Annotated in this window: 20 protein-coding genes; 16 read left to right on the top strand and 4 right to left on the bottom strand. The window is 64.3% G+C overall.

Features of this window, described 5'->3' with window-relative positions; all coding sequences use genetic code 11:
* Nucleotides 1–20 precede the first annotated feature (20 nt).
* Both IWX75_RS03035 and trhO read right to left on the bottom strand, forming a co-directional pair.
* On the bottom strand, nt 21–1,601 hold the full coding sequence (locus tag IWX75_RS03035) for a DUF7059 domain-containing protein (protein WP_334684062.1): 1,581 nt from the start codon (nt 1,599–1,601) through the stop codon (nt 21–23).
* The gene (trhO, locus tag IWX75_RS03030) at nt 1,598–2,524 is read right to left on the bottom strand and encodes an oxygen-dependent tRNA uridine(34) hydroxylase TrhO (protein WP_196820743.1); all 927 of its coding nucleotides are present in this window, start codon (nt 2,522–2,524) and stop codon (nt 1,598–1,600) included. Before trhO ends, IWX75_RS03035 begins: the two co-directional genes overlap by 4 nt.
* A gap of 85 nt (nt 2,525–2,609) precedes the next feature.
* On the opposite strand from trhO, the gene IWX75_RS03025 reads away from it, so the two are divergent.
* The 6 genes from IWX75_RS03025 to IWX75_RS03000 all read left to right on the top strand — a co-directional run bounded on the left by IWX75_RS03025 (nt 2,610) and on the right by IWX75_RS03000 (nt 9,776).
* Nucleotides 2,610–3,260 carry a GNAT family N-acetyltransferase gene (locus IWX75_RS03025; protein WP_196820742.1) on the top strand — a complete coding sequence of 217 codons (651 nt, stop codon included), beginning with the start codon at nt 2,610–2,612 and terminating at the stop codon, nt 3,258–3,260.
* 48 nt (nt 3,261–3,308) lie between these two features.
* Nucleotides 3,309–5,648, top strand: coding sequence for a DEAD/DEAH box helicase (locus IWX75_RS03020; protein ID WP_196820741.1), 2,340 nt, complete (start codon nt 3,309–3,311; stop codon nt 5,646–5,648).
* 131 nt (nt 5,649–5,779) lie between these two features.
* The gene (locus IWX75_RS03015) at nt 5,780–6,565 is read left to right on the top strand and encodes an MBL fold metallo-hydrolase (protein WP_334684061.1); all 786 of its coding nucleotides are present in this window, start codon (nt 5,780–5,782) and stop codon (nt 6,563–6,565) included.
* Nucleotides 6,566–6,633: 68 nt separating this feature from the next.
* Nucleotides 6,634–7,662, top strand: coding sequence for an ion channel (locus IWX75_RS03010; protein ID WP_196820740.1), 1,029 nt, complete (start codon nt 6,634–6,636; stop codon nt 7,660–7,662).
* Nucleotides 7,663–7,793: 131 nt separating this feature from the next.
* Nucleotides 7,794–8,561, top strand: coding sequence for a hypothetical protein (locus IWX75_RS03005; RefSeq protein WP_196820739.1), 768 nt, complete (start codon nt 7,794–7,796; stop codon nt 8,559–8,561).
* Nucleotides 8,562–8,666: 105 nt separating this feature from the next.
* Nucleotides 8,667–9,776, top strand: coding sequence for a spore photoproduct lyase family protein (locus IWX75_RS03000; protein WP_196820738.1), 1,110 nt, complete (start codon nt 8,667–8,669; stop codon nt 9,774–9,776).
* A 584-nt stretch (nt 9,777–10,360) separates the two neighbouring features.
* On the opposite strand, the gene IWX75_RS02995 is transcribed toward IWX75_RS03000, so the two are convergent.
* Nucleotides 10,361–10,747 (bottom strand): VOC family protein, encoded by a 387-nt coding sequence (locus tag IWX75_RS02995; protein WP_196820737.1) that lies wholly within the window; start codon nt 10,745–10,747, stop codon nt 10,361–10,363.
* A 164-nt stretch (nt 10,748–10,911) separates the two neighbouring features.
* Between IWX75_RS02995 and IWX75_RS02990 the strand changes: the two genes are divergently transcribed.
* The 7 genes from IWX75_RS02990 (at nt 10,912) to IWX75_RS02960 (ending at nt 16,197) form a co-directional block, all read left to right on the top strand.
* Nucleotides 10,912–11,550 carry a hypothetical protein gene (locus IWX75_RS02990; RefSeq protein ID WP_196820736.1) on the top strand — a complete coding sequence of 213 codons (639 nt, stop codon included), beginning with the start codon at nt 10,912–10,914 and terminating at the stop codon, nt 11,548–11,550.
* A gap of 1 nt (nt 11,551) precedes the next feature.
* Nucleotides 11,552–11,848 carry a transcriptional regulator gene (locus IWX75_RS02985; RefSeq protein WP_196820735.1) on the top strand — a complete coding sequence of 99 codons (297 nt, stop codon included), beginning with the start codon at nt 11,552–11,554 and terminating at the stop codon, nt 11,846–11,848.
* A gap of 19 nt (nt 11,849–11,867) precedes the next feature.
* On the top strand, nt 11,868–12,824 hold the full coding sequence (locus tag IWX75_RS02980; protein WP_196820734.1) for an ABC transporter ATP-binding protein: 957 nt from the start codon (nt 11,868–11,870) through the stop codon (nt 12,822–12,824).
* Nucleotides 12,821–13,630, top strand: a complete 810-nt coding sequence (locus IWX75_RS02975; RefSeq protein ID WP_334684060.1) for an ABC transporter permease — start codon at nt 12,821–12,823, stop codon at nt 13,628–13,630. The genes IWX75_RS02980 and IWX75_RS02975 overlap by 4 nt, the downstream gene beginning before the upstream one ends.
* Nucleotides 13,631–13,869: 239 nt before the next feature.
* Nucleotides 13,870–14,436: a dihydrofolate reductase family protein gene (locus IWX75_RS02970; RefSeq protein WP_334684059.1), complete on the top strand. Its 567-nt coding sequence runs from the start codon at nt 13,870–13,872 to the stop codon at nt 14,434–14,436.
* 73 nt (nt 14,437–14,509) lie between these two features.
* Nucleotides 14,510–15,043: a GNAT family N-acetyltransferase gene (locus IWX75_RS02965; protein WP_196820733.1), complete on the top strand. Its 534-nt coding sequence runs from the start codon at nt 14,510–14,512 to the stop codon at nt 15,041–15,043.
* Between the two features lie 101 nt (nt 15,044–15,144).
* Nucleotides 15,145–16,197 carry a S66 family peptidase gene (locus IWX75_RS02960; RefSeq protein ID WP_196820732.1) on the top strand — a complete coding sequence of 351 codons (1,053 nt, stop codon included), beginning with the start codon at nt 15,145–15,147 and terminating at the stop codon, nt 16,195–16,197.
* 227 nt (nt 16,198–16,424) lie between these two features.
* On the opposite strand, the gene IWX75_RS02955 is transcribed toward IWX75_RS02960, so the two are convergent.
* Complete coding sequence (locus IWX75_RS02955; protein WP_334684058.1) at nt 16,425–17,369, bottom strand: aminoglycoside phosphotransferase family protein; 945 nt, start codon at nt 17,367–17,369, stop codon at nt 16,425–16,427.
* Nucleotides 17,370–17,554: 185 nt separating this feature from the next.
* On the opposite strand from IWX75_RS02955, the gene IWX75_RS02950 reads away from it, so the two are divergent.
* From IWX75_RS02950 to IWX75_RS02940, 3 genes are all read left to right on the top strand, one after another.
* On the top strand, nt 17,555–18,265 hold the full coding sequence (locus IWX75_RS02950) for a class I SAM-dependent methyltransferase (RefSeq protein ID WP_196820731.1): 711 nt from the start codon (nt 17,555–17,557) through the stop codon (nt 18,263–18,265).
* Nucleotides 18,266–18,453: 188 nt separating this feature from the next.
* Nucleotides 18,454–19,149: a class I SAM-dependent methyltransferase gene (locus IWX75_RS02945; protein WP_196820730.1), complete on the top strand. Its 696-nt coding sequence runs from the start codon at nt 18,454–18,456 to the stop codon at nt 19,147–19,149.
* Complete coding sequence (locus tag IWX75_RS02940) at nt 19,131–19,346, top strand: AsnC family protein (protein ID WP_196820729.1); 216 nt, start codon at nt 19,131–19,133, stop codon at nt 19,344–19,346. The genes IWX75_RS02945 and IWX75_RS02940 overlap by 19 nt, the downstream gene beginning before the upstream one ends.
* Nucleotides 19,347–19,945: the final 599 nt, after the last annotated feature.

The following is a 19,945-nucleotide window of genomic DNA, read 5'->3' as shown; positions in this document are numbered from 1 at the left end:
CACTAGGGTAGCCGCTTTGGTTAGGGCGCCGGAATCAGGAAGCCGTCGATGACCAGCTGCTCCACTTCCGCGAGAAGGCCCGGAATGAATTCAGCCTCGGGGCGCTGCAGCAATGCCGCGAGCACACCGGCGATCTGGCCGGCGGTCAGATCACCGTCGCACGCGGAGGCGAATCCGGCGAGTTCGGTACTCAGCAGCGTGGTGCGTCGGAGGCCCCCGCCCTGCCGCAGGAGGATCACTCCGGGGTGCTCGGCTCCCGGGCGCTGGTGGCGCTCCTCGGTCACGTCGTCGGCGACCAGGAGGTGCGCTTCGGCAAGGCCCGAGCCGGGACTCCTGCCCTGCGCCGAGGCCCAGTCCTCCCGCGCGACGGCGGCGCCGAGGTGCGGGCCGAGCGGCTGCTCCACCTCGTGGGTCACCTCTTCGAACCGGAGGACGGTGCGCTTCCCCTCCCCGACGGGACGGCGGAGCCACACCAGTCCGAAGCCGATCCCCTCGACACCGCGCAACCCGAAGTCGGTGAGGTACTCCCGGTAGCGTTCCACGTAGGAGTCCGGGTCGCGGTTCTCGGCGGCGTCACGCAGCCAGGTTTCGGCGTACTGCACGGGCGAAAGCTGCTCCCGCTGGATCACCCAGGCATCGACGTCGTCGCCGAACCAGGCACGGAGCCGGTCGTCCCAGCGGGCACCCGACGGAATCTCCCAGTTGCCGAGCAGCTGTGCCGATCCCCCGGGCTTCAGGACCCGCGGGATCGACTGGAGGAGGGAGGACACCACGTCGTCCCCCGCCAGTCCGCCGTCGCGGTACGTGTACCGGTCTCCGCCCGGACGGCGCGGTGTGATCACGAAGGGTGGGTTGGACACCACGAGGTCGAACACTTCGTCAGCCACGGGTTCCAGCATGCTGCCGAGGCGGAGCGACACGCGGTCCTCCAGCCGTGCGGGATCGATCGACAGCGCGTCCGCGTTGAGCAGCAGGTTGAAGCGGGCGAACGCCAGCGCGCGCTCTGAGATGTCGGTGGCAGTGACGTGCCGGGCGTGGGCCAGCAGGTGGAACACCTGGATCCCGCATCCCGTTCCGAGATCCAGCGCGCTGTCCACGGGGTTCCGGATGATCGATCGCGCCAGCGTGAGCGACGCTCCGCCGATGCCCAGCACATGATCGGAGCGCAGTGCGCCCGGTCGCTGGGCCGCGCCCACGTCACTCGCCACCCAGAGGTCCCCGCCGACGTCGGATGCGTACGGCCGGAGCTCGACGGCGGCGCGCCAACCCGCGCCTGCGGGCTCGATCAGGCGCAGGGCGGCGAGCCCTGCGACCTTCAGGATGGGAAAGGCGGCGTCCAGCTGGTCCTCGGGGAGCTCCTGGCCCAGCAGCCACAGGAGCACCGCAGGAACGGGAGTGCGTTCGGCAGGGTCCCGTTCCAGCGCAGCGCGGCACTGCAGCAGGGCCGGGACGAGCTGGTCCCGGCTCAGCGCCCCGGATGCCTCGGGGCCGAGCAGCGCATCGACGCCGTCGACCGTGTAGTCCACGGCAGCGAGATCAGCTGCCAGCGCGACGAGCAGCCCCGGATCCTGGCTGGAAGGGGCGGTGGGGGCGTGCCTCACGCTGCTCCGGCAGCGGTGGCCTCGGCGTCGTCGGTCTCACAGCCCTGCGGGCAGCGCAGTGTTGCGGGCCGGGCAGCGCAGTCGGAGCAGTAGAGGGTGAGGTTGCGGCACGCCTGGTTGGAGCAGTTCTCGAACTTGCTGGTGGGCGCCTGGCAGCGGACGCACTTGCCGATGGTCACGGCGTCATCGCTGAATTCGAGGTGCATGCGCTTGTCGAAGACGTACAGCGACCCCTCCCACAGGCCCTTGTCGCCGTAGGTCTCCCCGTAACGCACGATGCCGCCCTGCAGCTGGTACACCTCGCTGAAGCCGCGGTTGAGCATGAGGCTCGAGAGCACCTCGCAGCGGATCCCGCCGGTGCAGTAGGTCACCACGGGTTTGTCCTTCAGGTCGTCGTATTTCCCGGACTCGAGTTCGGCGACGAAGTCCGCCGTCGTCGAGACCTCGGGCACCACGGCGTTCCGGAAGCGTCCGATCTGCGCCTCGAGTGCGTTGCGTCCGTCGAAGAAGACGACCTCCTCACCTGCGGTCCGCTTGGCGTCGACGAGTGCGTGGAGTTCCTCGGGCCGCAGGTGGACGCCGCCGCCGATCACGCCGTCGGCGTCGACCTTCAGTTCTCCCGGAGCACCGAAGGAGACGATCTCGTTCCGCACCTTGACGCTCAGGCGCGGGAAGTCATCAGCACCGCCGTCGGAGTACTTGATGTCCAGCTTCCTGAACGCCGGGTAGAGGCGGGTGGCCTTGACGTACTGCTTGACCGCGTCGAGCCCACCGCCCACGGTGCCGTTGATGCCGTCCTTTGAAATGAGGATGCGGCCGCGAAGCCCGAGGCTCTCGCACAGGGTCTTCTGCCACAGCTTCACGGCTTCCGGATCCGCGAGCGGGGTGAAGGCGTAATACAGGGCAATCCGGTTCATCGACACGTATTAAAGGGTACTTTGTGCATCAAAATCGTTGCTTCCGGATGCGGGTATGTTCTTCGGCGGCCGGGCAAACTATCGTTCATCCATGAGTGCACCTGCGAGCAGTGAACTTTTCTCCACGTGGCTGACGGGCTGGTCCACCTGCCGCGGCTACGAGCCTTCCGACGACGGCTCCACCACCTCCGTCGTCCACACGGACCGGGACAACGAGGTCGAGCACTTCCTGTATGAGCCGTCCACCGAGCTGTTCCTGACGGTCGCCGAGGAGACGAAGGCCGATCCGACCAGGAGCCTGTCGGTGGTCACCAGCCGCCTGCACGAGCTGATCGGCGCCGTGGACCCGCTTGGGATGCGGATCCTCGACCGGAAACAGTCACTGATGAGTGCGGACATGCTCGCCCAGGACGTCGAGGACCCCCGGCTTCCCGACGAGGGGTACACCTTCGAGCGCCAACGGGACGGCGAGTGCCAACGGGTCAGCGTGCAGTTCGACGGTAGGCCCGCGGCCCATGGTTCCGCCAACGTCGTCGGCGAGTACGCGGTCTTCGACCGCATCGTGACAGTCGATGAGTTCCGGCGTCGCGGCCTCGCAACGTTCGTCATGCGGGCGCTGATCGCCGGAGCACTAGAGGAGGACGTCACCACCGGGCTCCTCCTGACCACCGCGGAGGGACGCGCGCTGTACGAGTTCCTCGGTTGGGAGCACCTCATCGACGTGTTCGTTATCAGAGGATAAACGCACCGTGTCACGGAGCTGGTGCCGGTCGGGTGACACAATGACGGCGTGGCACTGCAGAATTCGCTGATCAGCCTGCTTGGCGCAGGGCCGGAACCGGAACAGCTACTGCACGTCCGCGAGATCCCGGCGCGCAAGGCTGTCTTCGAGCCGTGGCCCGCCTGGGCCCATCCCGACGTCGTCGCCGCTTTCAGTGCACGCGGCGTCGCCGAACCATGGCGCCACCAGGTTGCCGGGGCGGACGCCGTGCACCACGGCGCACACACGATCGTGGCCACGGGCACCGCGTCCGGCAAATCCCTCTGCTACCAGCTTCCCGTGCTCGACGCGATCCATCGCGGTGAATTGGAGTCACAGGCAACGCTGGCACCGGCAGGTGCAGTGGCCCTGTACCTTGCGCCGACCAAGGCCCTGGCTGCTGACCAGTTATCCGCCGTTCTTGCGCTGAAGCTGCCCACGGTGCGGGCTGAGACCTACGACGGCGACACCGACTCGGGCGCTCGCCGCTGGATCCGGGACCATGCGAACCTCGTGCTCGCCAATCCAGACATGCTCCACTACGGCATTCTTCCGAACCACGCCTGGTGGGCGCGGTTCTTCCGGCGGCTCAAGTACGTCATCATCGATGAAGCGCACAGCTACCGGGGGGTCTTCGGCTCGCACGTGGCCAACCTGATGCGGCGACTGCGCCGCGTCTGCGCGAGTTACGGCGCGTTTCCCGTGTTCATCGGGGCCTCAGCCACCTCGGCCGACCCATCGGCGTCGTTCAGCAAGCTCATCGGCGCGCCCGCCACTGCGGTCACGGAGGATTCCTCACCGCACGGCTCGACAACCGTTGCGTTCTGGGAGCCGCAGCTCACCGAGTTGAGGGGGGAGAACGGTGCCCGGTCCCGCCGCACCGTCATCGCTGAAACCTCCGACCTCCTGGCGAACCTCGTGTCCGCCCACGTCCGCACGATTGCGTTCATCAAGTCCCGACGTGGGGCCGAGAGCATTTCCGCCACGGCACGGCGGCTGCTGGAGGAGGTCCACCCGAGTCTGCCGCAGCGGGTTGCGGCGTACCGTTCGGGCTATCTGCCGGAGGAACGCCGGGCCCTGGAAACGGCGCTCCGGAGCGGCGAGCTTCTGGGGGTGGCCAGCACGTCCGCGCTCGAGCTCGGCATCGATATCTCGGGGCTCGATGCCGTCCTCATCGCGGGCTGGCCGGGCACGCGTGCGTCGCTGATGCAGCAGATCGGCCGGGCCGGGCGCTCGGGCCAGGACGCCGTCGCCGCTTTCGTGGCCAGCGATGACCCTTTGGACACCTACCTCGTCCACCACCCCGAGGCAGTATTCGACGTCGCAATCGAAGCGACGGTCTTCGACCCGTCCAATCCTTACGTCCTCGGCCCGCACCTGTGCGCCGCGGCGGCCGAGCTGCCCCTGACCGAGCCGGACCTCGACCTGTTCGGCACCACCTCGGACGTCCTGCTCACGCAGCTGTGCGAACAGGGCTACCTCCGGCGTCGCCCGGCAGGCTGGTTCTGGACCCACCCGCAGAGCGCTGCCGGGATGGTGAACCTGCGGGCCGACGGCGGGGGTCCCATCAACATCGTCGAGTCCGGCACCGGCTCGCTCCTCGGCACCATGGATTCACCGCAGAGCCACTACCAGGCGCACCAGGGAGCAATCTACGTGCATCAGGGGCGCACCTACGTGGTCGAGGAACTGAACGAGCAGGATCATTGCGCCGTCGTGAAGCGCGCCAATCCCGACTTCTACACGCAGGCGCGGGACGTGACCCAGATCGAGGTGGTGGGGCGCAACCGCACCGCGGTCTGGGGTGGGGTGCTTGCCAACGTCGGGGACGTCAAGGTGACCACCCAGGTGGTGTCCTTCCAGCGGAAGGCCTTCGTGTCGAACGAGATCCTGGGTGAGGAACCCCTGGAGCTCGGCGCACGGGACCTTTTCACCAAGAGCGTCTGGTTCGAGATCGACCCGAAGCTGTTGGAGGACGCCGGCATCACCGCCGAGGAACTGCCCGGGGCACTGCATGCGGCTGAGCACGCGGCCATCGGGTTGCTTCCGCTCGTGGCCTCCAGTGACCGCTGGGATATCGGCGGGGTGTCGACGGCGCTGCACGCCGACACCGGTCTGCCGACGATCTTCGTCTATGACGGCCATCCGGGCGGCGCCGGGTTCGCCGAACGCGGCTTCGAGGCCGCCCGGACCTGGCTGACTGCAACCCGGGACGCGATTTCAGCCTGTGAGTGCAGCGACGGGTGTCCCTCCTGTGTGCAGTCTCCGAAGTGCGGGAACCGGAACAATCCGCTGAGCAAGGCAGGCGCGGTGACCCTGCTCTCGCTGGTCCTTGAGCAGGAGCGCGTTGGAACCCGTCCTCCCCTGTAGGCAGGGTCTGCGACGCGGGCGTCGGCTTCGGTGCGTCCTTCCGGAGGGCCTGCGCGCTTCACAGCCTGTTCCCCGCATTCCTTCCTACCCGTTGCTGCACGGCCGGCGGGGAGTGATGCGAAGATGTAACGGTGGCAGCTGACGGTTCCTCCTCCCAGATCCGCTGCACCGCCCTGACACGCTCCAGGCTCGCACCCAACCCCGGACCGATGAGCCTCGAGGGCACCAATTCGTACCTGATTGCTGCTGACGGCCACCCCGGAGTGGCCGTGGTGGATCCCGGGCCACTCGACGAGGAGCACCTCCAGGAGCTTGCTGCCGGCCCCGTGGAACTCATTCTGATCACGCACCGCCATGCCGATCACACCGCCGGGGCCGGGCGACTGCATGAACTGACGGGCGCACCCGTCCGTGCCGCCGACCCGCACCATTGCATCGGGGAGCAGCCACTGCAGGCAGGTGAGGTCATTGCGGTCGCCGGAACGGAAGTTCGGGTAGTGGCCACGCCAGGACACACATCGGATTCCGTCTGCTTCCACCTTCCGCTCGACGGTCCGGCAGGTTCCGTCCTCACCGGCGACACCGTCCTGGGCCGCGGAACCACGATGCTCGACCACCCGGATGGCCGCCTCGGCGATTACCTGTCCTCACTCGACCGGCTCGAACTGCTGGGACCCGCCACGGTACTGCCCGCCCACGGCCCCGTCCTGCAGGCGCTGGACACGACAGTGCGCGCCTACCGCCTGCATCGCCTGGACCGCCTGGACCAGATCCGTTCCGCCCTGACACAGCTTGAACCGGGCGCCGGAATACCGCAGGTCACCGACGTCGTCTATTCCGACGCCGACCCATCTGTGCGGCGCGCGGCCGAACGCTCGGTGGGAGCTCAACTGGAGTACCTCCGCTCCCTCAGGTAGCGCCCCGGGCGGTTATTGGAGGGTATGGTCAAACGGTACTGTCCCGCGGATGAGAAGGGAACGCAGGGGTGCCATTTGTACTTTCCCGTCTGATCCGACGGCTCGGGCGTTCGCGTTTCTGGGTGATGCCGGCGCTCATCATCACCGCGGTGTTCCTTACCAGTTGGCCACTCATGATGTGGGCTGAGCCGTCCAGCAATACGATCACTTCGGCGGACAGCTATTGGTGGTGGTTTCTGGTCACTGCCGCGACGGTCGGATACGGAGACTTCTTCCCGACGACGGTCGGCGGTCGCCTCGTCGGGGTGTATGTCATCGTCGGCGGCATCGTCACGTTGACCACCCTGTTTACCAGGATCGCGATGGCGATCGAGAATGCGAAGGGACAGCGTATGAAGGGCCAGTTGGATCTGGAGATGTCGGACCACCTCGTGATCGTCGGCTACACACCCGGGCGCACCGAACGGCTGATTCACGAAATCCTCGCCGATGATGCCCACCCGGTTGCCCTGTGTGCCTGGCATGACGTTTCCGTGAATCCGATGCCCGAGCATCCCGATCTTGGTTTCGTCCGCGGTGATCTCGCCGAGGAAAGCGTGCTGCGGCGTGCCGGGGTGCACCGTGCCGCGCGTGTGCTCATCGACGCCCGCGACGACAACGAAGCACTCACCGTCACCGTGGCCGTCACGCATGTGAACCCCAACGCGCACACGGTCGTCACACTGCGCGATATGAGTCGGGCCCTCAACTTTTCCTATGTCGACGACGACGTCCGCTGTGTACAGTGGCACTCCCCTCGCCTGGCGACCGAAGAGCTGCAGGATCCCGGAATCGCAGTCGTTTACGCTGATCTCATGAGCCACGGCGGTCGGAACACCTACAGCACGAGACTGCCCGAGGCGCTTCCGCAGGTGAATTTCGGACAAGTCCAGGAAGCGATGGGGCGGAGCTTCACCACCACGGTGCTCGCTGTTCAGCACGAAGGGGCTGTTATCAATCCCGGTTGGGACATGCAGCTGCCCGAAAGCGCTGTCCTGTACTACGTGGGCGAGCGCAGGCTTTCCCCGGAGGAAATCGTCAGTGCCCTCGCACGATAGCCCGCGGACCACACCACGAAGGGACGCATCATCGTCGGCGAAGTCACCATGATCGGCACTGGAGTCCTCGAACCAGCCCCGGCCCGCGAGGCGGCCGGTACTCGCATCCCCGAGACCATGCTGCACTCGTCATGACCAATGACGGGAAACGGGGACTCCGACGCGGCCCACTCCGGCTGCTCTGGGGCTTTCTCCTGCTCGGGGTGCTCGGGGCAGCGGTTGTGCTCCTGGGGCCCGGCTTGCTCGGCGGCTTGCGCACCGAGGGCGGCTCACTGCTGGCGCGCCCGGAGTGCACGGTCGAGACCTCCGACGGAGAAGTCGGGCTGACCCGGGATGAGGCGCAGCTGGCCACGACGGCCGTAGCACTCCTGGCCCGCGGTGCGGAGGCTCCGGACACCTCCGGCATCGATGAGGCCGTGCTGCGACGACTGGCCGACGGGCCTTCCGAAGAAGCCGGCCCCAGCCTGGCTTGCCAGGGCTCGGCCGCGAGGAACCTGCAGGAACAGCAGCTGACGGTCACCGGCCTGACACCGCGCGCCGCGCGGGTGCGCGAGGCGATGACCGAGGTGTTCGGTGATCAGAGCCTTGGCGGGTTCCTCCCGGGCGGAGTCGGGCAGGGACACGGAGCGGATTCGACGCACTACGATGGCCGGGCCATCGACATCTTCTTCCGCCCGGTGAGCGAGGAGAACCGGCGTGAGGGTTGGATACTCGCCCACTGGCTCGTCGCCCATGCCGGGGACCTGGACATCCAGTACGTGATCTTCGATGACCGGTTCTGGAGCGTACACAGCTCCCAAGGGCAGTGGCAGGACTACGATGCACCCGAGCCCGGCAACGAGATCCTGCGCCACCTCGATCACGTCCACGTGGACGTGCTGGGCGGAGGTACCGGCTGAGGAGCAGTTCAGGGCCTGCAGTGACCCCATCCGGTCGGACCATGGTGGTTTCGCGGACCGTGGCGTGGCGGAACATACCCGCCGTCCAGGTTGTTGTAAAGAGTGATGACTACAGCCCAGGAACTGGACCTGACCACCCTCTCTCCTACCCGTCTGTGGATGCCAAGACACGTGATGATCACGCGGGCTGCTGCCGACCTACCGCACACAGCTGAGATCATCAGGCGCTGCGAGCGCGCCGGCGTCGACGACATCCGGATCCTGCCCGGCAACGCGCTGACCGGCCTCCGAGGCGCTACCGAGCGCGAAACCTACGCATCCGCCAAGAACACCCTGGCCGTCGTCGTCGCACCTCCGAGCTCCCTCAAGCCGCAGCCGATCCCACCGAGCGCGGACTGGCGCATCGACCTCGCCAAGGGGTGCCCTGCCCACTGCCAGTACTGCTACCTCGCCGGATCACTGCAGGGGCCTCCCGTCACCCGCGTCTACGCCAATCTCGACGATGTGCTGGACGGCATACGCACTCACTCCGGCAAGGGGTCCGTCACCCGTGGGACCCTTCAGCGTGGTGATGAGGGTACGACGTTCGAGATGTCTTGCTACACCGACCCACTCGGTATCGAGAGCGTGACCGGTTCGCTCGCTGCCGCGATCTCCCGCGTCGGGGCGGGTGAGTTCGGAAACGAGGTACAGCTGCGGTTCACGACGAAGTTCGACGACGTCGGTGAGTTGGTGACCCTCGATCATGGGCGTCGAACGCGGATCCGGTTCTCGGTCAATGCGGCAGAGGTAGCAAACCGCTTCGAAGGCGGAACCGCGCGAATGCCTGCCCGGCTTGCCGCCCTCCGTGCGGTGGCGACGGCCGGCTATCGAGTGGGTCTGACGATTGCCCCGATCATGCCCGTACCGGATTGGCGCGAGCAGTACGGCGCCTTGCTGGACGACATTTCCGAGGCAGTCGCCGGTATCGATGACCTCGACCTGACGGCGGAGATCATCACGCACCGCTTCACCCCTGCGAGCAAGGAGGTACTGCTGGGCTGGTATCCGAGGACCAAGCTCGACATGGACGAGGATTCACGGAGCCGGAAGCGTTCGAAATTCGGTGGGGTCAAGTACGTGTATCCGAAGCAGACCATGACGGAGATGCGCGAGTGGTTCACGGAGGAGCTGGAGCGGCGCCTACCGGCTGCTCGGCTTCTCTACTGGACCTGATTCGCGAGCGCTGGACCCGAGCGGCCCGTTCTCTGACATCGGGCGGCTCATGAGTTCGTTCGAAGGCAAGAGCACCTCAGCGGGCATTCAGAGTTGCGGCAAGGTGACCGTTCTCCCGCCGCTGTACTCGAGGGTGACCTCCTGGGAGCTATCGATTTCTGCAGGGGTCCTGAACAGGTGGGTCCGCGGAGCCAGATCAGCTGAGCAAGCCGACGCTTCGCGCATGGTGAGCCCAATCTTCAAGTGATGAGCGTCGACAACCTCAATCGATGACGGGAATGAAGGACAGCTCGAACTACCAGCGAGCACGATCGCAAACTTCGCGCCGCCCTCAAGCCACCCGGCTTCAGGAAAGGGGTAGGACTGATCCTGTGGAAAAGAACTCTGTTCTGCGGTGATGGCCCCTGGGGGAAGTTCACCCTGCGCTTCTGAGTAGGCAACCGACTCCGGCAGAGCTGACTGCGACTCGGCAGTCAGCTCAGGGGTCGGGGATCCTGGCTCGGTGGAACAGCCGGTCAGTCCTGAAGCGATCCCGACCAACGCAAGCCAAGCAGTCCTCCGCATGAAGCTCCCGCCACTCGCCCTCAGACGTGCTGATCGATAAGGATGACGTTGCCGTCGGGGTCGGTCACCATCAAGGCTGCCGGCCCAGTCCCCGATTCGTCCGCCTCCAGTGTCGGTTGGATCCCTGCTGCCCGCAACCGACCCTGGATTTCACGGACATCAAGGAATTCTTCCAGTGGCGCGCCGTTCTCATCCCAGCCCGGGTTGAATGTCAGCAGATTTCCCTCGAACATGCCCTGGAACAGGCCAATGGTCGCAGATCCGTTGCGCAGGATCACCATATTGTCGGCGGTAACGCCCGGAAACTGCTCAAAACCGAGTCGCTCATAGAAAGCCCGGGACGCTGCTAGGTCGGCGACCGACAAGCTCACGGAGAAGTTGCCGAGCGGAAGATTCGTGGTGGTCATGTCGAGATTCTACCTACGGCCGCACTTCGCTGAACGGCCGACGACGTCCGCGGGTTCAATCGGAGCATCTGGCTGTCGATAACGGAGTCGATTTACACCGGACGCTTGCAGCAAACTACTTTGCGGTGCAAACTGGTTTGCACCGCTTCCATCAAGGAGACACCATGGACATCACCCCTGATCGGACGTCCCGACCGTTCGACCTGCAGTCCGCGCTGAATGTAGTGCGGGACGCCGAAGCCGAGGCACGTCGGCAACTTGGTCCGAATGAAGTTGTGCTCTATCTCGTATGGGGCCTCGCCTGGCTGCTCGGTTACGGCGCCCTGCACGGCTCTCGCTTCGGCTGGCTGCCCATCGGTCGCGGGTCCGCCTTTCTGGTGTTCGGGCTGTGCATCCTCGCAGGGGTGCTCGTGACCCTGATCATGGCGGCGCGGCAGAGTCACGGTATCAGGGGTAATTCATCCTTCATCGGCGCCATGTACGGCTCGGCCTGGGCTTTGGGCTTCCTGGTCATGGGCACATTGTCCGGGCTCGTTGCGCAAGGGATCGATGATTTCTGGCTCGCGGGCCTGATCATCAACTCGATCGCCGTGCTGATCGTGGGACTCCTCTACATCACCGGCGGCACAACCTTCAACGACCGAAACCAGGCCGTGCTGGGCATCTGGTTCCTTGTGGTAGACATGATCGCGATCATCAGTGGACCGGAACACTTCCTCACCGTCTTCTTCGTCCTCGGTTCGGGCGGGTTCCTCGTCGGTGCCACAATCGAGTACCCGCGCCGCCGCATGCAGGTGCGCTGACATGCCGGAACTCGACCCCGTCATTCACGCTGAGTCCCGCCTCCGCGTCATCATCACCCTCAATGAAGTGGGAGAACGCGACCGTATCGCCTTCCCCAAGCTGCAGAAGATCCTTGCCATGACCGCAGGAAATCTCTCCACCCACCTCCGCAAGTTGGAGGACGCCGGCTATGCCGAACTCACCAAGGTGATCGAGGGGCGCTCTCCAGCTACCTATGTCGCCATCACACCGGCGGGCCGTGCGGCCTACAGCGCCTACCGTACGGCGCTTCGCCACCTGCTCGACGGCGGCGCCTGAACTGCCGGAAAGGAATCCGATGAGAACCGCCAGTCCACAAATCAACACCACCCCGGAGGTCCTCGCGTCGGCGCGAAACGTCACCAAATCGTTCAACGGAACCAAGGCACTCGACGGCGTTTTCTTCGACATCTCCGCTGGTGAAGCGGTGGGGCTTCTCGGTCCGAATGGAGCCGGCAAGTCGACGTTGATCAATCTGCTGAGCGGATTGCGGCGTCCTGATTCGGGGACCGTGAAGCTCTTCGGGCGTGAACCGCGCGAGCCCGGATCACGCCTGCGGCTCGGCACCACGCCGCAGGCCACCTCCGTACCGCCCACCTTGAAGGTGCGCGAAACGGTCGAGTTCGTGGCCGCCCACTATGCAGACCCGATTCCTGCCCTCGAGTTACTCGAAGATTTTGGCCTGACAAAACTGGCGGGCAAGCAATGCGGAGGACTCTCCGGTGGCCAGCAACGCCGTCTTCTCGTAGCCCTCGCCTTGGTCGGCCGGCCGGACCTGGTCCTTCTGGATGAACCGACCACGGGCCTGGACATCGATGCCCGAGCCACGCTGTGGCGTCGGCTGCGCCAATACCGGGCAACCGGCGGCACGCTGCTCATCACCAGCCACTACCTCGAGGAAATCCAGGCCCTCGCGGGACGGGTAGTGGTGATGGACTCAGGATCAGTGATAGCGGACGGCACCGTCGATGAGATCCGACACCGCGTCAGTCTGAGCAGGGTGTCGTTCAGAAGCCTGGTACCAACGTCGTCGTTCACCGCCTTGCAGAACACGGCGGGCGTCGAAACGAACGACGACGGACGCCTCACCCTCATCACCCGGGATGCCGACAGCACGGTCCGCCAACTCGTGAGCGAAAACATCCAGTTCGCGGATCTCGAGGTGCACCGGGCAACCCTCGAAGAAGCGTTCAGGTCATTGACCGAACCGACCCAACAGCGCGCCGGCGCGGAACCTGGGAAGGCGTTGTCATGACCGCCGCACAGAAGAATGCACGTTCTGCGGCGCCGGGAATGCCGGCCTTGATCAAGGTGCATGCCCGCGCACAGATCCTCGAACAGCTCCGGATTCCCGTCGCGGTGATCTCCTCGGCACTCTTTCCTTCGTTGTCGCTGATCTTCTTCGTCCTGCCGCAGCAGAGCACGGCAGATAATCCGATGCAGGCGCTCATGGCCATCGCCCAGCTGGCGTTGTTCGGCGTCATGAGCTCATTCCTGTTCAACTACGGCATCGGAGTCGCGGAGGAACGAGCCAACCCCTGGAGCTCCTATGTGCGAACCCTGCCTGCAGGACCCGTGCCACCCACTCTGGCTCGTGCGGTGACTGCCATGTTGTTCGCGTTCATCGCCCTGGTCCCCCTGCTCGCCCTCGGTTTGCTGTTCACGCAGGCCGGCTCCGCTTTCACCGACGGCACACTCCCCTGGTGGCGTGTCCCTGTAGCCCTGGTGGTCTGGTTGCTGTGTGGCTTGCCGTTTCTGGCACTGGGTCTGGTGATCGGCTACCTGTGCACGCCCAAGGTGGCGATTGCGGTCACACAGGTGGCCTTCTTCCCCTTGGCGTTCGCGGGCGGGATGCTTTTGCCACCGTTCCTGTTCCCGGAATGGCTGAACGCCTTCTCCCTGTTCCTGCCCTCACGCGCCGCACGAGATATCGGGGTCGAAACGCTCACGGGAACCGGAATGCACAACACATCAATACTCTGCATAGTGGCGTGGACGGTGGCTTTCGGCGCCCTGGCCGTCTGGGCCAACCGACGCGATCAGGGCCGCAGGTTCAAGTAGGCCACCTGCGAGAAGAATCAGGATGACGGCGGTCGTTCCAACCGTTTGACGCGCCGCCCGTAACGGCGGCTCCTGGCATCGGATCGGAGCAGTGCCCGCTTCATCGGTCAGAGCCGGCGCCGTAAGAGGAGGTAGCCGGGAACGACTGATCTGTTCCTCGGAATATTACGCGGGTAGTCTGCGGGCAGCGTGCACTCCGAGGTGGGAGTGCCGTCGAAACGTCTACCGAGGAGGCCCCGTTGGCACGCGAAGTGACTTGTTCGATGAGTATCTCGCTCGACGGCTACATCGTCGGGCCGGACGGCGGCTTTGACTGGTCAGCTCCCGATGAGGAGGTGTTCCAGTTCTCCCTTGACGAGGTACGAGGAGTCGACGTCCATCTGCTCGGACGACGGCTCTACGAGACGATGCTGTATTGGGAGACCGCCGATCAGGATCCATTGCTCGACGACAAGGAGCTCGAATTCGCCGACATCTGGAAAAGGCTCCCGAAGGTTGTGTTCTCCAGAACGTTGTCGGCGGTGCAGGGCAACACCCGTCTGGCGTCCGGCAGCCTGGTTGAGGAGATCGGCCGATTGAAAGCGGAGCCGGGAGTGGGTGGCATCGCGGTCGGCGGGGCGACTCTCGCCGCCGAAGTGGCCTCTTTGGGCCTGATCGACGAATACCGGGTCCGGGTCTACCCAGTGCTCGTGGGCGGTGGCATCCCGTTTTTTCCTGAACGGGAGCAGCAGGTGCGTCTCGAGCATGTGGAATCCCGCACTTTCGGCTCGAGGGTCGTCTACCTTCGCTATCGTGTGGCGCGCTAACAACCGTCAGCAGCGCTTTGTCGCACCTTTGTTCACCGTGCTGGCCCGCCGGGATTTCCTTATAGTTGGGGACATGCCACAGTTCGTTCCGATGCCTTGCGATTTGGAGACGGAACGTCTTCGGCTTCGCCAGTTGCGCGAGGATGACAGCCAAACGGTACGAGAGCTTTGGCTGGAGCGTGATCCGAGGGTACCCCGGCGCATCGACCGGTTCGGCCGTCCCTCGATCGAGGACATTCAGGAACGAATAGCGGCGCAGTTGGCCGAGTCGACACGCTCTGGCCTCTCACTCCTGGCGATCGAAGAAAAATCCAATCCCGGGTTACTTGGCTACTGCGGGCTCACCGTTGGTGCAGGTTCGGACACAGAGCCGGAGATTGCTTTCGAACTGTTCCGGACACATCAGGGGTGTGGGTTCGCGACTGAGGCAGCGTCCTCAGTCGTCGACGCCGCCCAGGCAACTGGTCGGTCACGACTGTGGGCCACTGTCCGAGAGTGGAACGTCGCATCGTTCAAAGTGCTCGCAAAGCTCGACTTCGCAGACAGCGGGCGACGGACGGAGGATTCCGTGCACGGCAATACCTTCTGGATGCTGCGTGACCTTTGAGAAACCGTGCGCCCCTTCAACGACAACGAACCGGAGAGGAGGCAACACCGGGACGGCGTCACAGGTAGTTTTCGAGACTGTTCCTTTGATCTAATGACGCAATGACATCACTGACCTTCGCGACTCTTCCGAAAGCCACGGCGGGCGATCGCGTCGCTGTCCTGTCGCCGGCGTTTGCAGCACCTGCCGTGTCCGAGGCCGTTCATGAGCAAGCGATGAGGCGGCTGATGGAAGCTACAGGGCTCGTGCCGGTGGAGTATCCGACGACCAGGCAACTCAACGCCAGCGCCGAGAACCGGGCCGCTGACATCACTGCCGCTTTCGCCGACCCGACCATTCGGGCAGTGCTTGCAACCGTCGGGGGTGATGACCAGGTCACCGTCATCAAGCACATCGACGCCGAGGTGCTAGCAGCAAATCCAAAGCCATTCCTGGGCTACAGCGACAACACCAATCTGCACCACCTCCTATGGAGCTATGGCATACCGAGCTACTACGGAGGCTCAACCCAAGTTCATCTCGGAGCGGGCCCGCGCCTGGACGACGTGCACCTGCATTCCCTTCGGGCCGCCCTCCTGGACGGTGGGACCATCGAACTGACCGACCCGGGAGAGTCCGAGGACTTCGGCATCCCGTGGACCGACCCCCGCGCCCTAGATCAGTTCGGGGTCCGAGAAACAACCGAGCCGTGGACATGGGCGGGCCCGAGCACCGTTGTGGAAGGCCGATCATGGGGTGGCTGCCTTGAGGTGATCGACCAGATCGCGGTCGCGGATCGCATGCCCTCTGTCGCTGCCTTCCAAGGCACGGTTCTGCTGTTCGAGACCAGCGAGGAGCTACCGACAGCGGATGAGGTGAAGCGGTGGGTCCGGGCCCTGGGCGAGCGAGGGATCCTCGAGGCCGCTGCCGGTGTCCTCGTCGCCCGCCCGCCGACAAGCCAATTGGGCCATCCGATCCCCGGCACCGATACGCGCGCCCGACTACGCGCCGCGCAGCGCGAAACCATCATCGAGCAGATCACCGTATACAACCCTGATGCTGTCGTCTGTGTCGGAGTTCCCTTTGGCCACACCAGGCCGCAGTGGATCATTCCTCACGGCGGTGTCATTCGACTCGATGGAGCGGCCCGAACCGTCGCCGCCGATTACAACTAGACGAAGTCTTCCCCGAATTGACAGCTGCACGGCGAGGGATGGGTAATCGCACAGCTTTCACTCACCAGAATGGACCGCATTGTTCTGCCCGCAAGGATTCACCTGGAAGGAGAAGCTATGAAGGCCAACTTGGCACCCAGACAACGGAAGAAGCGACGAAGTGTGCATCGAGACCGATCTCGCGCACCTGATTGTCAACACCGGCTGACCGGCTCCGCGGTCGCCCGCTAACCGTTCCGCCACCGGATACGTGAGACAAGAGGTGCTGTAGCCGACAATTCCGGGTCACTGAGGATGCGCGCCAAGGTGCTGCGCCCGAGCGCGCTCATGCCTGGGTTCGAGTGCCGGTAGTACCAGACCAGGCCCATCGCCTGTTGAAACGCCCACGCGGCCCCGCGCCACCACTCGAGGTCATCGCAAGCCAGTTCGCAGCGAAGCAGCGCGCGTGCTTCTGCGCCGAGCATGTGCCACGCGGCGACGAGATCGAGTGAAGGGTCGGAAGGCGCGAAGCCCCCACCGTCGAGAACCCCTACTAGTCTGTCGCCCGAGACGAGGAGATTGCCGGGAATCAGATCACCGTGGGTCATCCTGTCGATACCCGCGGCGGGCAGGCTTCTAAATCTCGTCCAGAAGGCACGTAGCCGATCGACCGGGAGCAGGGTCCCGCTTGCACGGAAGCACACTTCCATCCATTGGTCAGAGTCCTGTAATTTTCCGCCGCGGCCCGTTCCCGCGAAGCAACGCCCTTCGGTGTCGGCGTTGCGGAGCGCACCTATAAGGGCAGCGAGGTCACGGGCGAACGCGTTGGAGTGTGCTGAACCGCTGGATGTAGCGACAACCCCCGGCAACCAGGTCTGCACCGACCACGGCAAAGGGTAGTCGTGGCCAGGGCTGCCCTCAGCGATAGGCATCGGTGTCGGGAATGGGCAGCAGGCCGCCAACTCGCGCATTGCTGCAGCGTCCCGGCGAAGCTCGATGCTCAGTTCGTTCGGGTCGGCGGGACGGAGGGGGAACCGTGCAGTGTGGGCATCCCCGATCCGGTATATGACGTTGACCGTCCCTTCCGTCACGACATGGCGGACATCCTCTTGGCTCCACCTGGGAAACTGTTCGGCGATCAGCCGGCGGACGACGTCCTCGTCGATGTGAATCTCGTCATCGTGCATTGTCATGGAGGCGACGCTAGCCGAGCCCGGGGCGGTGGCACGAAACAAGGAGTGGCCAGTTCTCCAGTGTCCGTAAAGTCACGGACGACGACGGACAGTCGGACCTCATCCCATCTGGGCGTCCGCCGAAGGGGTCGCTGAACGGGTGTTGTAGACCTTCGCCTTGGCTGACCTGTGGAAGGGTTGACCTCATGCTCACCGATTTTGTCAAAGCATGGAACCAGGGCCAGAACGTCGATCTGTACGAGAAAGAGAACGACGCGATCGACCATGAGAGGACGCTTTGGCGAGCGCTAGAAGCCGCGGCGCCATGGGAGGGAAAAGGTCTTCTCGATCTAGGCTGCGGTACAGGGTATTGGTTGCCGCACTATGCTTCAACAACAAGTCGGCTGTACGGGGTAGAGCCGGACATGACGCTCCTCGAGGCTGCCAATAACCGGACACCTCAAGCTGAAGTGCTCTCTGGATCGGCAGAGCACATTCCGCTGGATGACTCCTGCGTCGACGTCGTTCACGCCCGCTTCGCCTACTTCTTCCCCTCCCCGACCAACGATTGCTCAGCGGGAGTAGCTGAAGTGCTGCGGGTCCTCCGACCGGGCGGCTCGCTGGTCGTGATCGACAATGATCAGGAGCAGGGCGACTTCGCAAATCTACTTCGAACCAGCAACGCTGCGGACTATCAGGGGCCCGGCGACTTCATCCTGCAGTGGTGGCAGCAACAAGGCGCCACAACCCGGGAGGTCATGAGCAGCTGGACCTTCACTTCAGCCGAAGACCTACTGGAAGTAGTGGGCATGGAATTCCCTCAAGGGACAGCGCAACCATGGCTCCGAGCCCACTCCGAGCGAACGAAGCTCTCCTACGGCTACCTACTACACACACTCCGGAAACCGACATGTTGACGGCTCCACGCAGGGATGGGCGACGAGCATTCGGCGCGCATCGACCTGCCCGCCGAACCGCATCGCCCGCTCGAGCCCGTCCAGCCTCCGCGGTTTGAGTAACGACAGTTCCGCAATCATCCCCATGTAACTTCGCCAGCGGACGCTTTCCCGGCGAAGTCTCCGTAGCATGGAGTACCGTCTGTGTGATGCCTGATGCTATCTTCGATCACCCGCGGATTGCCCGCGTATATGACCCCCTTGATCCTGACCGAAGCGATCTGCACACCTATGTGAACCTCGTCGATGAATTCGGGGCCACCGCAGTCCTGGACGTCGGTTGCGGCACCGGAACCTTCTGCTGCGGTCTGGCGGATCGCGGCATCCGCGTGCTTGGTGTCGACCCTGCCGGAGCGTCCGTCGCTGTCGCCCAGACCAAAGCCGGCGCGAATCGAGTGACCTGGGTTGTGGGGACAGTCCTGGATGTGGCGGCAAATCAATCCCACCGGCGGCAGTACGACCTCGCCACGATGACCGCCAACGTCGCTCAGGTCTTCCTCGAAGACAAAGAATGGCTTGCAAACCTGCGAGCCATTCGAACATGCCTGCGCCCGGGTGGGAGGATCGCCTTCGAGAGCCGCGTGCCCTCCGATCAAGCTTGGAACCGCTGGACCAAGAAACTCACCCAACGGCTGGGCAGGCACCCATACCGGCGATCTCCTCAGCACACCGGCCAGGGACTAACTGCCAGCAACCCGGACCATCCTTCAAGGTGCAACACTGCGTTGAGCAGCACGGGTGGTGGCATAGTTCATTCTTACGTCACGGTCCGTTATGACCCCCCTCGTGGGTTGATCAACCTCCATGCGTCAACTAATGTTGACGCATGGAGGTTGATCGAATGAAAACGTTGGTCGGATCGATGGATGGCAAAGGGCCCGCCGCGGCGCTGTATGCCGTCGCTGAACTCAACAAAGAAGTCGGGCGCGCTGAAGCCGCATTGGTTAGGAAGGCGAGGCAAGCCGGGCTTTCCTGGGAAGCCATCGCCTTGTGCCTGGGCGTCAGTAAGCAGGCAGCCCACCGCAAATACGGAAAACAGTAGTACATCCCTCAGGCTCCTACTCCGCTGTGGCCATGTCAGCTTGCGAATCGATGAGTTCGCTGCGAGAAACGCCCTTGCTCACGGCAGGCGAATCCGATGGCGAAATCTGCGGGCCCCTATCACCCCGCTGAATGACGACAACTGTAAGCACGGGTTCGATACCCTCTAGGCAATCCGGCTCCGGGCACCGCGATCCCGCGATCAAAAACCGTCGTCGAGCGCCGCGTTATCCGAATTACCAATCAACGGTCAGAGTGCAGATCCGGCACACAGTTCGGCCACCCTTGCGAGCGGGGAAGCGACCAACTATCGAACCCCGAATCAACCGATCCGGGGACGGTCCGGTTTACGGTAAGGGACTCGCGTCGCCTCGCTGGTGCACGCTCGTCCTGCCCGATCGTAAGCCGCCTGCTAGTTGCCCAAGTGACTGGATGCCACTCGCGGGGCTACTTAGTTGCTACTTGCTCGACACTTAGTTTCACCTTCAAGTAAGAGGTGGCGCACTCGTATTCGCACGTTTTCAAGAGTCGAGTAGGGAAGCTCATTGTTCACTCCATTTGGCTGGTGTCACAGTGGGGGAGAAATCCGGGGGGTCTCCT

The organism is Arthrobacter sp. CAN_A6 (genome assembly GCF_015751715.1).
Taxonomy (GTDB): domain Bacteria; phylum Actinomycetota; class Actinomycetes; order Actinomycetales; family Micrococcaceae; genus Arthrobacter_D.
The sequence above is the reverse complement of the archived record's forward strand: the minus strand, read 5'-3'. Positions and strand labels throughout refer to the sequence as shown.

Bases quoted from the DNA above. Each gene is read 5' to 3' on its own strand.
- IWX75_RS03025 (WP_196820742.1), top strand. From the start codon at position 2,610: ATGAGTGCACCTGCGAGCAGTGAACTTTTCTCCACGTGGCTGACGGGC.
- IWX75_RS03005 (WP_196820739.1), top strand. From the start codon at position 7,794: ATGACCAATGACGGGAAACGGGGACTCCGACGCGGCCCACTCCGGCTG.
- IWX75_RS03000 (WP_196820738.1), top strand. From the start codon at position 8,667: ATGACTACAGCCCAGGAACTGGACCTGACCACCCTCTCTCCTACCCGT.
- IWX75_RS02995 (WP_196820737.1), bottom strand. From the start codon at position 10,747: ATGACCACCACGAATCTTCCGCTCGGCAACTTCTCCGTGAGCTTGTCG.
- IWX75_RS02990 (WP_196820736.1), top strand. From the start codon at position 10,912: ATGGACATCACCCCTGATCGGACGTCCCGACCGTTCGACCTGCAGTCC.
- IWX75_RS02985 (WP_196820735.1), top strand. From the start codon at position 11,552: ATGCCGGAACTCGACCCCGTCATTCACGCTGAGTCCCGCCTCCGCGTC.
- IWX75_RS02980 (WP_196820734.1), top strand. From the start codon at position 11,868: ATGAGAACCGCCAGTCCACAAATCAACACCACCCCGGAGGTCCTCGCG.
- IWX75_RS02975 (WP_334684060.1), top strand. From the start codon at position 12,821: ATGACCGCCGCACAGAAGAATGCACGTTCTGCGGCGCCGGGAATGCCG.
- IWX75_RS02965 (WP_196820733.1), top strand. From the start codon at position 14,510: ATGCCACAGTTCGTTCCGATGCCTTGCGATTTGGAGACGGAACGTCTT.
- IWX75_RS02960 (WP_196820732.1), top strand. From the start codon at position 15,145: ATGACATCACTGACCTTCGCGACTCTTCCGAAAGCCACGGCGGGCGAT.
- IWX75_RS02955 (WP_334684058.1), bottom strand. From the start codon at position 17,369: ATGACAATGCACGATGACGAGATTCACATCGACGAGGACGTCGTCCGC.
- IWX75_RS02950 (WP_196820731.1), top strand. From the start codon at position 17,555: ATGCTCACCGATTTTGTCAAAGCATGGAACCAGGGCCAGAACGTCGAT.
- IWX75_RS02945 (WP_196820730.1), top strand. From the start codon at position 18,454: ATGCCTGATGCTATCTTCGATCACCCGCGGATTGCCCGCGTATATGAC.
- IWX75_RS02940 (WP_196820729.1), top strand. From the start codon at position 19,131: ATGGAGGTTGATCGAATGAAAACGTTGGTCGGATCGATGGATGGCAAA.